This window comes from Haloarcula limicola, assembly GCF_010119205.1.
Classification (GTDB): Archaea; Halobacteriota; Halobacteria; order Halobacteriales; family Haloarculaceae; genus Haloarcula; species Haloarcula limicola.
Map to the genome: position 1 here is coordinate 999,540 of NZ_WRXM01000002.1, position 13,458 is coordinate 1,012,997.

Below are 13,458 nucleotides of genomic sequence, written 5' to 3' on the forward strand. Positions count from 1 at the left end.
CGAGAGCCGCGCTCAGTTCAGTTGTCCGCCAGCCACGCCTCGACCGCGTCGGCGTTCGCGCCCCGCCGGTGGATCGTCCCCGCCTCGACGTCCACGACGGTCGAGCCGACGCCGCCGGTCTCGCCGCCGTCGAGCACGACCGCCGCCCGCTCGCGGATCTCGTCCAGTTCCGCGACGGCGGTCGCGCTGGGGTTGCCGGAGACGTTCGCGCTCGTCGCCGTCAGCGGCGCGACCGCTTCGAGGAGCGCGAGCGCGACGGGGTGGTCCGGCACCCTGACGCCGACCCGCGGTTCGCCGCCGGTCAGCGCGTCCGGGACGCCGTCGCGTCGCTCGGTGACGACGGTGACGGGGCCGGGCAGGAACTCGCGCATGAACCGCTCCTCGCGGTCGGTCGGGGCGACGTACTCCAGCGCGCTGTCCACGTCCGGCACCGCGAGCGAGACGGGTTTGTCCCGCGAGCGCCCCTTCGCGGCGAAGGCGGCTTCGACCGCGTGGGTGTCGGTCGCGTCGGCCGCCAGCCCGTACACCGTCTCGGTCGGATAGACGACGAGTTCGCCCTCGCGGAGCGCTTCAGCGGCCGTCTCGACGTCCGCCTCGCGCGCGTCCTCGCTCATAGCTGGGCTTCGACGGCGTCGTAGTCGGGGAAGTCGGGCCACTCCTCGGCGACCCACGCGTACTCGACGGTGCGGTCCTCGTCGAGGACGAAGACGGCGGGTCGCGGCTCCGCGACGCCCGCCATCCCGTCTAACTCCATGGCGATGCCGTACTGCTCGGCGACGCCGTTCGCGGGGTCCGAGTAGAGCCGGTAGTCGCCCTCGATGTCGCGCTCTTCGAGCAAGTCCTTGTGCGCGTACGGCGTCGAGATAGAGAGGCCGACGACCGTCGCCTTCTCGTGCCATCCCCGGTCGCGGATCTCGTTCCAGACGTACGTCGCCGGGAACGCGCCGTCCATCGCGTGAAAGACGAGGACGACGGGGTCGTCGCTGTCCGCACAGACCGAAGAGAGCGCGACGTCCTCCCAGAACTCCTCGTTGACGAGCGGTCGGGTGAAGTCCGGGGCCGTCTCGCCCTCCTCGGGGTGGTCGGTCGCCTCCAGTTCGACGACGTCGAAGTCGAGGTCCATTCAGGCCACCTCCCGTTCTCCGCCCTCGGCTCCCTCACCGTACGTCCGGTCGAGATACTCGACGATGTTGGCGCTCTCGCTCATCGTGACGCCCGTGTTCTCGTCGACGATAGCGGGGACGGTCCGCTTTCCCGAGAGCCGCTTGACCACGTCTCGCTCCGAGTGCATCGGCTCGATGAACCGCGAGCGGTACGCCAGGTCGTGTTTCCTGAGCTTCCGGACGACGCGCTCACAGAACGGGCACGCCTGCAACCGGTAGAGTGTGATGGCGGGATCGCTCATACGGCCGCTGGTACGCGAGAGAGCCGGGTAAGGGCTTCGGCGGGGTCATGACAAGCCTTAATCCCCGGGAATGACAACTTCGACCGTCCGATGGCCCTAGACCCACCTGTGTCGTTCGCGCTGTCCGCTGCGATGCTCCAGACCTACGAGGTCGTGGGCGTCGCAATTCCGCAGAGTGCCGTGTTGGTCGGTGGCATCGTCTCGATAGTCCTCCTCATCGTGCTGTCGGCGTTCTTCTCCTCCTCGGAGATCGCGATGTTCTCCCTGCCGGCCCACCGGACGGACGCGCTGGTCGAGGACGGCGTGCCCGGGTCGAAGACGCTCAAACAACTCAAGTCCGACCCCCACCGCCTGCTGGTGACCATCCTCGTCGGGAACAACATGGTCAACATCGCGATGTCCTCCATCGCGACCGGACTGCTCGCGATGTACCTCTCACAGGGTCAGGCCGTCGCGGTCGCGACGTTCGGCATCACCGCCGTCGTCCTGCTGTTCGGCGAGAGCGCCCCCAAGAGCTACGCCGTCGAGAACACGGAGTCGTGGGCGCTCCGCATCGCCCGACCGCTGAAGGCCGCCGAGAAGGCGCTGCTCCCGCTCATCCTGCTGTTCGACTACCTGACCCGCGTCGTCAACAAGATAACCGGTGGCCGCTCGGCCATCGAGACCTCGTACGTCACCCGCGAGGAGATTCAGGACATCATCGAGACGGGCGAACGCGAGGGGGTGTTAGACGAGGAGGAACGCGAGATGCTCCAGCGCACCCTGCGGTTCAACGACACCATCGCCAAGGAGGTGATGACCCCGCGACTGGACATGACCGCCGTCGCCAAGGAAGACTCCGTTCGCGAGGCGCTGGAGACCTGCATCCAGAGCGGCCACGCGCGACTGCCCGTCTACGAGGGGAGTCTGGACAACGTCATCGGCGTCGTCCACATCCGCGATCTGGTTCGGGACCTCAACTACGGCGAGGCCATCCCCGAGGACATCGTCTTAGAGGACCTCATCGAACCGACGCTGCACGTCCCCGAGTCGAAGAACGTCGACGACCTCCTGACCGAGATGCGCAAGGAGCGCATGCACATGGTCATCGTCATCGACGAGTTCGGGACCACCGAGGGACTGGTGACGATGGAGGACCTGACCGAGGAGATCGTCGGCGAGATCCTCGAGGGCGAGGAGGACGAGCCCATCGAGTACGTCGACGACGACACGGTGACGGTCAAGGGCGAGGTCAACATCGAGGAGGTCAACGAGGCGCTGGAGTTAGAGCTCCCCGAGGGCGAGGAGTTCGAGACCATCGCGGGCTTCATCTTCAACCGAGCCGGCCGCCTCGTCGAGGAGGGCGAGACCATCACCTACGACGGCGTCGAGATACGCGTCGAACAGGTCGAGAACACGCGCATCATGAAGGCCCGCGTCGTCCGGCTGGATCCGGACGACGAGGAGGCCGCCGATACCGCCACCGACGCCGACGCAGAGGAAGCCCAACCCGAGTAACTCACAGCAGCGCGTCGACGGCGAGGAACGCGCCGTAACTCACGGCGAAGGCGAGCAACAGCGAGCCGAGCCACGCCAGCACCGTCTTGCCCATCTTCTCGCGGCTCACTTCGCCGCCGCCGGCGGCCGCGCCCGACCCGACGATCGCGGAGACGATGATCTCGTTGAACGAGACGGGGATGCCGAAGAAGACGGCGGCTTGGGCGATGATGAAACTCGGGATGAGCGCGGCGATCGATCGCCGCGGACCGAGCGAGGAGTAGTCCTGTGCCAGCGCCTTGATCATCCGCGGCGCGCCGGTCCACGACCCGACGAGCAGGCCGACGCCGCCGAACAGGAGGACGCCGGTGATGGGGATTCCCGACGTCAGATCGGTGTCCAGTAGCGGGACGAGCGGCCCCAGCGCGAGGCCGACCTGACTCCCGCCGGCCGAGAACGCGACCAGCCCCCCGAGCACCAGCAGGAAGTGCCGCTGGCCGGCCGCGGGGTCGTTGCGCATGTCGCGATAGAGCAGACCCGCACCGAGAAGGACGGCCAGTGCCGTGACGGCGGCCATCGTCGGTATCTCTGGTGTCCCGGCCGAGCGAGCCACCGCGCGAGCGACGGACGCCTGTTCGTTGCCCGGCGCGAGAAAGACGAACTCGATGTTGGCGAGGATGGCTCCGACGAGACCGCCCAGTAACGGCACGATACGCTCTTCGGCGGTGTTCTCGTGGCGCAGCAGCCACGCCGTCCCGAAGGCCATCCCGCCGCCGAAGAAGGGCGTCGCCGTCCACAGCGCGACGATCTCGACGTACTTGTCGATCGCGGGCGCGCCGCCGATCGCCAGCCCGACGCCGACGACGGCTCCGGTGACGGTGAAGGCGGTCGCGATCGGGTAGCCGGTGAAGATGCCGACCGCGACCAGCGCCGCCGCCGTCAGCAGCGCGACGATGGCCGCGACCGCGGTCAGCCCCTGCCCCTCGGGAAAGACGATGAGGCCGCTCCCGACGGTCTCCGTGACGTTCGCGCCCTGTAACACCGCGCCGGCCAGTCCGAGGATGCCGACGAAAAAGCCCGCCCGCATCACCGAAATCGCGTTCGCGCCGACCGCCGGAGCGAACGGCGTGGACCCGGAAGAGCCGGCACCGATGGTCCACGCCATGAACAGGCTGGCCGCCGACGCGACCACCAGCGTCACCAACACGCTCGTCGCTACCATCTTTTCATCTACTCCGGCGTTTGCCCTAGCGCGCAATGAGCCTACCGCCTGCAGCGGTTATCTCCACTCGAAACGAAGGGGTATGCGGACGTGTCGCACGGAAGTCCCTACAGTTGGTTTCTTAGCGCTCGCTGTCGGAGTAACGAGCCACGTGTTCGCTGTTCGAAACGAGGGGGCGGGATTCGACCTTCGCGGGCGACAGCGCTCGCACGGAGACGAGCTCAGTTCGTTTTAGCGTCGGCGATGCTGGAAGACGCTATCGGCGACAGAACCGTCGCCTCAGTTCGTCTTCGCCTCTCGGACGCCAAACCGATGCCGCTCGCACGGAGACGAGCTTAGTTCGTTTTGGCGTCGGCGATGCTGGAAGACGCTATCGGCGACAGAACCGTCGCCTCAGTTCGTCTTCGCATCGGTCTCCTCCCCCGGTTCCGTCGCCTCGACGCCCTCCGCCGCTTCGACGTGATCTGTCGCCTTCTCGGTGTCGACGTGCCAGCGGTCGACGGACTGGTCGAAATCGGCCAGTCGGTTCGAGACGCGCATCTTCAGGTCGTCGTCGTTGACGTTGACCTCGAAGACGTACTCGGGGCGGTCCTCGCCGTTGATGCGCCGGAGGTTCGCGCTGACGAGCTCGTTGTCGAAGTAGTATGGCGCGATCTGTGTCATCACGTTGCGGTAGACGGCGTCCTCGACTTTGCGGAGGGCCTTTCGACCCGCAGAGTCGGCCGCGCGGGCGACGTAGTCGACGGACTCGCCCCACTTGTCGATGGCCGCGTCGGGCTCGTCTAGGTTCTCGTAGGACTCCGAGAGCTTCTCGCCGGCCGTCTGGAGGTCCTCGTCGGGGTTCTTTCCCGCCTGTTCCCCCTTCCCCTCGTCGACGCTCGCCTGTTCCGCGGTCTTCTCGTTGACGTCCTCGTCCAGTCGCTCGTGGCTCTTGGGCCGCCACTCGTCGAACTCCGCCAGCGCGTCTTCGTCCACGTCGGCCGCCGTCTCCTCCGCGACGAGGAGGTCTTTCAGCGCCTGTGTGATGCGCTCGCCGTGCTCGACGACGTCGACCCAACCGCCCTGTGTCTTGAATCCGGAAACGCTCTCTTCGATGTCTGCCATTGTAAAACGATCCGTGGGAACGGTCTGTTACCGTACTGTCCCACAGTTCTCGCTCGGGGCGAATAACGTTTCCCCCTGCGTCCGCCGCCGCACTCTCGCCCGCCACTTATCCCGCTCGCGCACGTACCCGAGGGCGATGACATCCGCACTATTCGTCGTCAGCGAGCACGGCTACTGGGGCGAGGAATGTATCGAACCGCTGACCACGCTCGACGAGGCGGGCGTCGACATCACCGTAGCGACGCCCACCGGCGATCCGCCGGAGGTCGACGAGCGCTCGGTCGACCCCGACGAGGTCGGCGAGGAGACGGCCGAACACGTCACGGAGGTCCACGAGAGCGACGAGCGACTCAACGATCCGACGCCCGTCGCTCGGACCGAGGCGGACAACTACGACGTCGTCGTCTTCCCTGGCGGCCACGGCACTGAGTGGGACATCAATCAGGACAGCGACGCGCGGCGACTCCTCCGGGACGCCGTCGAGGGCGAGGACGGCAAGGCGCTCGTCGTCTGTCACGCCGCGGGCCTGCTCGGCTTCACGCGCGACAGCGACGGCGGTTTCCTCGCGGCGGACCGCTCGGTCACCGGCTTCCCGAACGAGTGGGAAGAGGGCATCGTCGACGACGACGACCGGATGCCCGACGGCCGAAAGCTCCCCTACTGGGTCGAAGACGAGGCGAAGGCGGCCGGCGCGGACTGGGACGCCGAACTCGACGCGGACACGAGCGTCACCGTCGACGGCGACCTCGTGACCGCCCGCGGCCCCGAATCCTCGTCGGCGGCCGCCCAGACGCTGCTGGAGGAACTGGGCATCGAGCAGACGGCTTGAAGCCAGTCTGCGTCGATCGACGGCCGACGGCTCGGCCATGAAATGTTAGCTGTCTGTCGATTCTCCCCGTCGCCCGACTTCGCTACTCGTCTCTTCGTAGAGGGTCGACTGTGTTACAGGCAGCCGAGTCGAGCGTAGCGGCGACAGTCGCTGTGACGTGAGTCGCGGCGACTACATTCATGGATAATAATTATGAAACGAAACCGTGCCACAGCGACGGGGTTTCGCGGTCGATTTGACCATACCTTTAAGTCGGCTTCGTGGGTATTCTCACGGAGACATGTCGAACGAACAGCGCGACCGACGGCAGAGCAGACGACAGTTCATCCGCGCGGCGGGTGTGACAGGTGTTGCGGCCCTCGCCGGCTGTGGCGGCGACGGTGGCGACGGCGGTGACGGCGGTGACGGCGGTGCCGAGACCGAAACGACCGGCGACGGCGGCGACGGCGGTACCGGGACCGGCACCGAGGGCGGCGACGGCGGTGGCGGCTCGACCGAGACTCGCCTCTCGTGGCACGCCGGCGGGACCGGCGGGACGTACTTCCCGCTCTCGAACGAGTTCAAGACGATCGTCGAGGACAACACGGAGTTCTCGCTGAACGTCCAGTCGACGGGGGCCAGCGTCGAGAACGTGGGCAACCTCGCGAGCGGGGACGCCAACTTCGCCCTCATCCAGAACGACATCGCCTCCTTCGCGAAGAACGGGACCGGCATTGACGCGTTCAAGGGCAACGCCGTCGAGAACCTGATGGGCGTCGCGACGCTGTACCCCGAGACCATCACCATCGTCACGTTGGCCAGCACCGACATCACCCAGATCTCGGACCTCTCGGGCGCGACCATCAACACCGGCGACCTCGGGTCGGGGACGCAGGTCAACGCCCTCCAGATCCTGGACGCCGTCGGCATCTCCGACTTCAACGAACAGAACGCCTCGTTCTCGCAGGCGGCCGACCAGCTGCGAAACGGCGACATCGACGCGGCGTTCGTCGTCGGCGGGTGGCCGGTCGGTGCGATCGAAGACCTGGCGAACACGAACGACCTGGTCCTCGTCCCCATCGAGGGCCAGAACCGCCAGGCGGTCAAGGACTCGGCGGAGTGGTTCTCCGACGACACGATCCCCGGCGGGACCTACACCGGCATCGAGAACGACGTCCAAACGGTGGCGGTCCAGGCGATGATCGCCACGAACTCCGAACAGTCGGAGTCGACCGTCGAGACGATCACGGCGGCCATCTTCGACAACACGGACCAGCTCACCATCAAGACGGACTTCATCACCAAGGACTCCGCGCAGGACGGGATGTCCATCGAGCTCCACCCGGGCGCGGCGGCGTACTTCGACGCCTGAGCGGAACCGTGGTGACCGCATCGTCCGCCGACCGCCGTTTCCCGAACACGACGCTCACGCTATGAGTCGGAAATTCGCCGTCGCCGCTGCGCTCCTCGCGGTGCTGGCGCTCGGCACCGCGTCGGCAGTCCCCGCGCAGCGCGTTCTCGTCGTCGAAGACACGCAGACCGGCGAGACGTACCTGACGGTCCCGATCGAGAACGGGACGACCGTCGCGCTCGAATACACCCACAGCGTCGAGAAGACGCGCGTCTACGACGGCTACACCGTCGACGGCGACCAGCTCGTGATGACGCGCATGGAGTTCGAATCCTACGGCTGGGGGCTCCCGAGCCGCGCGAACGTCACCCGCGAGAACGGCACCTTCGTCTACGACCCGCCGGGCTCGCTCACCCGACTCACCGTCGCGCCCGGTAGCGTCGCCGGCCACCGACTGCACGTCGGGAACCGCACTTACGACCTGGTCGCGCTGACCGACGAGCGCTCGGTCGACATCCACGTCACGCAGCGCTCCGCGCTCGCGGCCGCGATACATCTACTCGACCCATGAGTTCCAACACCGACGATTCGACGGCGCAGGGCACCGAAGACACCGTCTCCGACGAGGAGGTAGACGAGGTCCTCCAGGAGATAGAGCGAAAGCGGGCGTTACAGGGGTGGGCGGCCGTGATCGTCGCGGTCGTCGGCATCTCCTTCTCGCTGTTCCAGATGTGGCTGGCGGCGAAGGGGTTCGTCCTCTCGATCGACGTGCCGGCCGTCGGCGAGGTGGCGTTCGCATCGCTCCAGTTGCTCCAGATAAACGCCGTCCACGTCGCCTTCGGGCTGGTGCTCGCGTTCCTGTTGTATCCCTCTAGCACCGGCGATGGCCCGGTTTCGCGGCGCTGTATTCTGCTGGCCGATCGGTTGGACGATCGATTCGGCGCGGACCACCCGGTCACGGAGAGCACGCGGGCCGTCGGCGGCGCGCTCGGGTGGCTGTTCGTCGACAGGGATCTACAACGGGTGACGCCCTTCGACGCGGTGTTGATCGGCATTTCGATACTGTCGGCGGCGTACTTCATCACCGACTTCCAGGAGATCCAGCGGATGCGCGCGCTCGGACTGGAGGCCGGGCGGCCGATTCAGGAGGTCTTCACGTTCCTCGAACCCATCGCGGGCCTGCTCGGCCCGCTCGCGAACACCTCCTACGCGTTCGTGCTGGGCGTCGTCGGCGTGTTGCTCGTCTTAGAGGCGACCCGACGGTCCATCAGCCTCTACCTGATGATCATCGTCGCCGCGTTCGTCGTCTACGCCCGCTACGGCTACCTCATCCCGCAGGGGGCCGCCTACGTCGGCGTCCTCTCCATCCCGCCGCTTGACTGGACCTCTATCGTCCAGAACCTCTGGTACAACACCGAGAACGGCGTCTTCGGCATCCCGGTGACGGTCTCCGTGCAGTTCATCTACATCTTCATCCTCTTCGGCGCGTTCCTGGAGATGTCCGGGGCCGGCCAGTGGTTCATCGACCTCGCCTACGGCGCGACGGGGACCCGCCGCGGCGGTCCGGCGAAGGCGTCCATCCTCGCCAGCGGGTTCATGGGGACCATCTCCGGCTCGTCGATCGCCAACACGGTGACGACGGGCGCGTTCACGATTCCGCTGATGAAACGGTCGGGCTACCGACCGGAGTTCGCCGGCGGCGTCGAGGCCTCGGCCTCCTCCGGCGGGCAGATTCTCCCGCCCGTGATGGGTGCGGCCGCGTTCCTCATCGTCCAGTACACGGCGACGCCGTTCCGCGACGTGATCATCGCCGCGGCCATTCCGGCTATCGTCTTCTTCTTCGGCGTCTGGGTGATGGTCCACTTCGAGGCGACCAAGGAGCACATCGGCGGTCTCGACCCCTCGGAACTGGTTCACATCCCGACCCACCTCAAGAGCGGGTGGTTCTACCTCGTCCCCATCGGACTCCTGCTGTACTACCTCATCATCGAACGGCTCTCGGTCGCGCGGTCGGCGTGGTTCACGCTCATCGCCATCGGCGCGCTCATCGCGCTCGTCGCGGCCTACAGCGACGAGACCCGGGGCCGGCTCGGTGCCGTCTTCGCCGCGCTGTTCGCCGGGCGGTTCCTCGCCCAGCTATTCACCGGCGCGAACATCCTCGGCGCGCTGGCCGGCAGCGGGTCCGGTGGACAGTCCGTGCAGGCGGCCTTCGCGGCCACCGTCGGCGGACTGGGCGGCATCGCCATCCTCGCCGGCGTCATCACCCTCGCCACGCGACCGTACCTCGACTCGCCCATCCTGAACTTCGACAGCGCGGTCGACGACGCCGCGCGGACGACGGCCGACGCCATCGGCGAGTCCGAGCTGGCGCGAAACGGGCTCTACCGCCTCGGCGTCTTCTTCGGCAAGTCCATGGAGAGCGGCGCGCGGACCGCCGTCCCGGTCGTCATCGCCGTCGCCGCCGCCGGCATCATCCCCGGCGTCATCAGCGTCTCCGGGCTCGGCCCGAACCTGGTGGCGCTCATCCGGGCCGTCGCCGGCGGGTCGCTGGTCCTGCTCCTGCTCGTGACCGCCGTCGCGTCCATCATCCTCGGGATGGGGATGCCGACCACGGTCACCTACATCATCCTCGTCTCCCTGCTCGCGCCGGCGCTGGTCCAGTTCGGCGTCCCGGAACTGGCCGCGCACTTGTTCATCCTCTACTTCGGCGTCATCGCCGACATCACGCCGCCGGTGGCGGTGGCCGCCTACGCGGCGTCGGGGGTGGCCAAGTCGGACGCCTTCCAGACGGGTATCGAGGCGTTCTCGCTGTCGCTGAACAAGGCCATCGTCCCGTTCGCGTTCATCCTCTCGCCCGGCATCGTCCTCCTGACCCGGAAGGAGAACGCCGCCGAGCTGCCGCTCGGCGAGCAGTACCGGGTCGTCCAACTCGCGGACTTCGCCGACCCCAGCTTCGCCGTCTTCGAGGTGCTCGTCCCCGTCGCCTGCGTGTTCATCGGCGTCGTGGCGCTGGCGGCGACGGTCATCGGCTACGTCGAAGCGCCCGTCTCGCGCGGGCAGCGGGCCGCCTTCGCGCTCAGCTCGCTCCTGCTCATGGCCCCCGGGCTCGCCGTCTCAGGCACCTTCGACGTGCTCGGGTTCGTCGGCTTCGGGGGGGCAGGCGAGGTGACGCTCGTCGTCGACGTCGCGCTCCGGGCGGTCGGGCTGGCGCTGTTCGTCGCGCTGCTGGTCGAGAACCGACGCCGCCGCGAACCGGTGTCCGAGACGGCCAGTAGCCCCGAACCTGCGTGATCGCAGGTCCGTCCGCCGGCCGCTCCGCGGGCGACCGTCCCTTCGCCACAGTTTAATCGGTGCGCGTCGACCCCTCGCCTATGACAATCGAACAGCGCGGCGACGCCTCGGTCGTCACGCACGCGCTCGCGAAGGACGAACTCTCGAAGCTGCGGGACGTCGAGACAGAACAGGTCGCCTTCCGGAAGGGACTGGTCCGGCTGGGACGCATCTGCGGCTACGAGATAACCGACGGCCGCCTCGAGACCGAGTACGTCGAGATACAGACGCCGATGACGACGACGATGGGCGAGCGGGTGAAGGGTCTCGACGACGTGGTCATCGTCAACGTCCTGCGGGCGGCGACGCCGTTCGTCGAGGGCCTGTTGAAGGCGTTCCCGCGCGCCAGGCAGGGCGTCATCTCGGCGAGCAGGGACGAGTCGGCGGGGATGAACGACGACGGCGAGTTCCCCATCTCCGTCGACTACGTGAAGCTCCCGGAGATCCGGCCCGAGGACACGGTCATCGTCGCCGACCCGATGCTGGCGACGGGGTCGACGATGACGAAGGTCGTCGAGCACATCACCGAGGAGTCGCCGGACCCCGAGCAGTTCATCGTCCTCTCGGCCGTCGCCGCGCCGCCGGGCATCGTCCGCGTCTCCGAGGCGTTCCCGGACGTGGACCTCCTGACCGTCGCCATCGACGACGAACTCGACGAGGACGGCTTCATCGTTCCCGGACTGGGCGACGCCGGGGACCGGGCGTTCCGGACGGACTGACGACTCGAAAGCGATTTATACGGGGTCGCACAACAGCAGGCCACGGCGATTTTTCGCGGCAGTTCGACGGCCGTCGAACCCCTTCGTTTCAACTGGAGAACAATGGGCGGCGGCGCGGTGAGTCTTCCACCGGAAACGAGCGTAGAGAGCGATAGCGACCGCGAGATCAGCCTCGCTCGATGTCCGCCCGACCGCTGGTCGCGCTCCGGATGCGGTCCCGGAGCGACGCGCCCTCGCTCTCGGGGACCCTGACCGCGAACGTCACGTCGGCCGCGTAGTCGGCGTCGAACTCGACGCCAGCGGACTCCAACAGCCCTCGAACGCTGCCCGAATCGTCGTACTCGACGGTGACCGCGAAGCGCTCGTGGGGGACCGACTCGACGACGCCGGCGGCGTCGACGCCCTCCTTGATCGCCCGCGAGTACGACCGGGCCAACCCGCCGACGCCGAGGTTCGTCCCGCCGTAGTACCGCGTGACGACCGCCGCGACGTTCTCCAGGTCCCGCTGCTGGAGGACGTTCAGCGCCGGTTTGCCCGCGCTCCCGCTCGGCTCGCCGTCGTCGTTCGAGTACTCGCGGAACGGCGACGCCCGCACGCGGTAGGCCGGGACGTTGTGGGTCGCATCGGCGTGCGCGTCTCGAATCTCCGCGACGAACGCCTCGGCGGCCTCGACCGTCTCGACGGGCGCGACGTAACCGATGAACTCCGAGCCCCGCACCTCGAAGCGGGCCTCGGCGCGGCCCGCGACGGTCCTGTAGCTCTCTGCCACGGCCGGTCGTACTCGCGGCGCGCGAATAGCGCTTGTCCTTCGGCGCTCCGTCCGTCTCGAAAATCGACTCAAGCCAGTTCGATGGTCCGCACGAACGGCATGTTCCGGATCTCGTTTATCAGCTCGCCCGGCAGTTCCTCGTCGGTGATGACGTAGAGCCGGGGCTCGTCGGTGAACTCGGGGTCCTCGCTCAGCACCTGCCGGATGGTGATGTCGCGGTCCGCGATGGCGTCGGTCACCGCCGAGACGATGCCCGCCTCGTCGGCCGCCCGAACCGAGACGGTGATGGCGGTCAGGTCGAGCACCGGCGCGAGGTCGAGGAGGCTGGGGACCGCCGAGATGTTCCGGAAGATGCGCCGCAACTCCTCGTCTTCGAGGATGGCGTCCGTCGTCGCGTTGACGACCCGGCGGTCCACGCCGACCTCTCTGGCGATGCCCGTGTTCGGGATCTCGATGCCGCCGGAGACAACCCGTCCCTCCTCGTTGACCGAGAACCCGCGTTCGAGCAGCAGGCGGATGACCGCCTGCTGGCCCGGCGAGTCCTCGAACTTCCGCATGATCTCGTCGAACATCGACGCTACAGCTCGCCCTTCGTGCTGGCGACGTCGCTCCGCCGCTCGTCGATGCGCGTCGCGTCGTCGAGCGCCCGCGCCAGTCCCTTGAACAGCGCCTCGATCTCGTGGTGAGCGTTCTCGCCGGTGACGCCGCAGTGCAGCGTCAACCCGGCGTTCGTGGCGAGCGAGCGCCCGAAGTGCTTCGCCATGTGGCTGGTCATCTCGCCGACGCGGCCCTGCGAGAACTCGCCGTCGAAGCCGAAGTACGGCCGGCCCGAGACGTCCACGACGACGCTGGCGACGGCCTCGTCGAGCGGCACCTTCCGGTCGGCGAAGCGGACGATGCCGCGCTTCTCGCCGAGCGCCTCCTCGAAGGCCTCGCCGAGCGCGATCGCCACGTCCTCGACGGTGTGGTGGTCGTCGATCTCCAAGTCGCCGTCACAGTGGACGGTCAGGTCGAACAGCCCGTGCGTGGCGAAGGAGTCGAGCATGTGGTCGAAGAAGCCGATGCCGGTGTCGACGGTGCTGTCGCCGTCGCCGTCGATGTCCAGCGTCACCTCGATGTCCGTCTCGGCCGTCTCGCGGGTGACGGCCGCCGTGCGGTCGCTCATACGGTGTCTCTATCGGCCGTCTATTTGGGAATTGTGACCGCTAGCGACGCTCGGAGATAGTCACGACTTCCTGAGGGGTGCGGGTCGAACGGCATAGAACTGTCAGAGA

Annotated in this window: 14 protein-coding genes; 6 read left to right on the top strand and 8 right to left on the bottom strand. The window is 67.5% G+C overall.

The window, feature by feature from the left end; translation table 11 throughout:
- Window positions 1–17: 17 nt before the first annotated feature.
- From GO488_RS14485 to GO488_RS14495, 3 genes are read right to left on the bottom strand one after another with little or no spacing between them, the layout of a single operon-like run.
- Complete coding sequence (locus GO488_RS14485) at window positions 18–614, bottom strand: L-threonylcarbamoyladenylate synthase (RefSeq protein ID WP_162318527.1); 597 nt, start codon at window positions 612–614, stop codon at window positions 18–20.
- On the bottom strand, window positions 611–1,123 hold the full coding sequence (locus GO488_RS14490) for a redoxin domain-containing protein (protein WP_162318528.1): 513 nt from the start codon (window positions 1,121–1,123) through the stop codon (window positions 611–613). Before GO488_RS14490 ends, GO488_RS14485 begins: the two co-directional genes overlap by 4 nt.
- A complete protein-coding gene (locus tag GO488_RS14495; RefSeq protein WP_162318529.1) occupies window positions 1,124–1,405 on the bottom strand; it encodes a glutaredoxin family protein in 282 nt (93 codons plus the stop codon).
- Between the two features lie 90 nt (window positions 1,406–1,495).
- Between GO488_RS14495 and GO488_RS14500 the strand changes: the two genes are divergently transcribed.
- Window positions 1,496–2,902 (top strand): hemolysin family protein, encoded by a 1,407-nt coding sequence (locus GO488_RS14500; protein WP_162318530.1) that lies wholly within the window; start codon window positions 1,496–1,498, stop codon window positions 2,900–2,902.
- A gap of 1 nt (window position 2,903) precedes the next feature.
- On the opposite strand, the gene GO488_RS14505 is transcribed toward GO488_RS14500, so the two are convergent.
- On the bottom strand, window positions 2,904–4,103 hold the full coding sequence (locus GO488_RS14505; protein ID WP_162318531.1) for an inorganic phosphate transporter: 1,200 nt from the start codon (window positions 4,101–4,103) through the stop codon (window positions 2,904–2,906).
- Window positions 4,104–4,496: 393 nt separating this feature from the next.
- Complete coding sequence (locus GO488_RS14510; protein WP_162318532.1) at window positions 4,497–5,207, bottom strand: DUF5828 family protein; 711 nt, start codon at window positions 5,205–5,207, stop codon at window positions 4,497–4,499.
- 136 nt (window positions 5,208–5,343) lie between these two features.
- On the opposite strand from GO488_RS14510, the gene GO488_RS14515 reads away from it, so the two are divergent.
- The 5 genes from GO488_RS14515 (at window position 5,344) to upp (ending at window position 11,415) form a co-directional block, all read left to right on the top strand.
- Entirely contained in the window at window positions 5,344–6,036 is a 693-nt protein-coding gene (locus GO488_RS14515) for a type 1 glutamine amidotransferase domain-containing protein (protein ID WP_162318533.1), read from the top strand.
- Window positions 6,037–6,316: 280 nt separating this feature from the next.
- Window positions 6,317–7,387, top strand: a complete 1,071-nt coding sequence (locus GO488_RS14520; protein WP_162318534.1) for a TAXI family TRAP transporter solute-binding subunit — start codon at window positions 6,317–6,319, stop codon at window positions 7,385–7,387.
- A gap of 61 nt (window positions 7,388–7,448) precedes the next feature.
- Window positions 7,449–7,937, top strand: coding sequence for a DUF1850 domain-containing protein (locus GO488_RS14525; protein WP_162318535.1), 489 nt, complete (start codon window positions 7,449–7,451; stop codon window positions 7,935–7,937).
- Window positions 7,934–10,657, top strand: coding sequence for a TRAP transporter permease (locus tag GO488_RS14530; RefSeq protein ID WP_162318536.1), 2,724 nt, complete (start codon window positions 7,934–7,936; stop codon window positions 10,655–10,657). Before GO488_RS14525 ends, GO488_RS14530 begins: the two co-directional genes overlap by 4 nt.
- Before the next feature lie 80 nt (window positions 10,658–10,737).
- On the top strand, window positions 10,738–11,415 hold the full coding sequence (gene upp / locus GO488_RS14535) for a uracil phosphoribosyltransferase (RefSeq protein WP_162318537.1): 678 nt from the start codon (window positions 10,738–10,740) through the stop codon (window positions 11,413–11,415).
- Between the two features lie 166 nt (window positions 11,416–11,581).
- Here upp and GO488_RS14540 read toward each other — a convergent pair whose 3' ends face one another.
- The 3 genes from GO488_RS14540 to hisB form a co-directional block, all read right to left on the bottom strand.
- Window positions 11,582–12,184 (bottom strand): IMPACT family protein, encoded by a 603-nt coding sequence (locus GO488_RS14540; RefSeq protein WP_162318538.1) that lies wholly within the window; start codon window positions 12,182–12,184, stop codon window positions 11,582–11,584.
- Window positions 12,185–12,252: 68 nt separating this feature from the next.
- Window positions 12,253–12,756, bottom strand: coding sequence for a TrpY family transcription regulator (locus tag GO488_RS14545; protein ID WP_162318539.1), 504 nt, complete (start codon window positions 12,754–12,756; stop codon window positions 12,253–12,255).
- Between the two features lie 5 nt (window positions 12,757–12,761).
- Window positions 12,762–13,349: an imidazoleglycerol-phosphate dehydratase HisB gene (gene hisB / locus GO488_RS14550; protein ID WP_162318540.1), complete on the bottom strand. Its 588-nt coding sequence runs from the start codon at window positions 13,347–13,349 to the stop codon at window positions 12,762–12,764.
- Window positions 13,350–13,458: the final 109 nt, after the last annotated feature.

Bases quoted from the DNA above. Each gene is read 5' to 3' on its own strand.
- hisB (WP_162318540.1), bottom strand. From the start codon at position 13,349: ATGAGCGACCGCACGGCGGCCGTCACCCGCGAGACGGCCGAGACGGAC.
- GO488_RS14525 (WP_162318535.1), top strand. From the start codon at position 7,449: ATGAGTCGGAAATTCGCCGTCGCCGCTGCGCTCCTCGCGGTGCTGGCG.
- GO488_RS14505 (WP_162318531.1), bottom strand. From the start codon at position 4,103: ATGGTAGCGACGAGCGTGTTGGTGACGCTGGTGGTCGCGTCGGCGGCC.
- GO488_RS14495 (WP_162318529.1), bottom strand. From the start codon at position 1,405: ATGAGCGATCCCGCCATCACACTCTACCGGTTGCAGGCGTGCCCGTTC.
- upp (WP_162318537.1), top strand. From the start codon at position 10,738: ATGACAATCGAACAGCGCGGCGACGCCTCGGTCGTCACGCACGCGCTC.
- GO488_RS14530 (WP_162318536.1), top strand. From the start codon at position 7,934: ATGAGTTCCAACACCGACGATTCGACGGCGCAGGGCACCGAAGACACC.
- GO488_RS14485 (WP_162318527.1), bottom strand. From the start codon at position 614: ATGAGCGAGGACGCGCGCGAGGCGGACGTCGAGACGGCCGCTGAAGCG.
- GO488_RS14490 (WP_162318528.1), bottom strand. From the start codon at position 1,123: ATGGACCTCGACTTCGACGTCGTCGAACTGGAGGCGACCGACCACCCC.
- GO488_RS14510 (WP_162318532.1), bottom strand. From the start codon at position 5,207: ATGGCAGACATCGAAGAGAGCGTTTCCGGATTCAAGACACAGGGCGGT.
- GO488_RS14515 (WP_162318533.1), top strand. From the start codon at position 5,344: ATGACATCCGCACTATTCGTCGTCAGCGAGCACGGCTACTGGGGCGAG.
- GO488_RS14500 (WP_162318530.1), top strand. From the start codon at position 1,496: ATGGCCCTAGACCCACCTGTGTCGTTCGCGCTGTCCGCTGCGATGCTC.
- GO488_RS14520 (WP_162318534.1), top strand. From the start codon at position 6,317: ATGTCGAACGAACAGCGCGACCGACGGCAGAGCAGACGACAGTTCATC.
- GO488_RS14545 (WP_162318539.1), bottom strand. From the start codon at position 12,756: ATGTTCGACGAGATCATGCGGAAGTTCGAGGACTCGCCGGGCCAGCAG.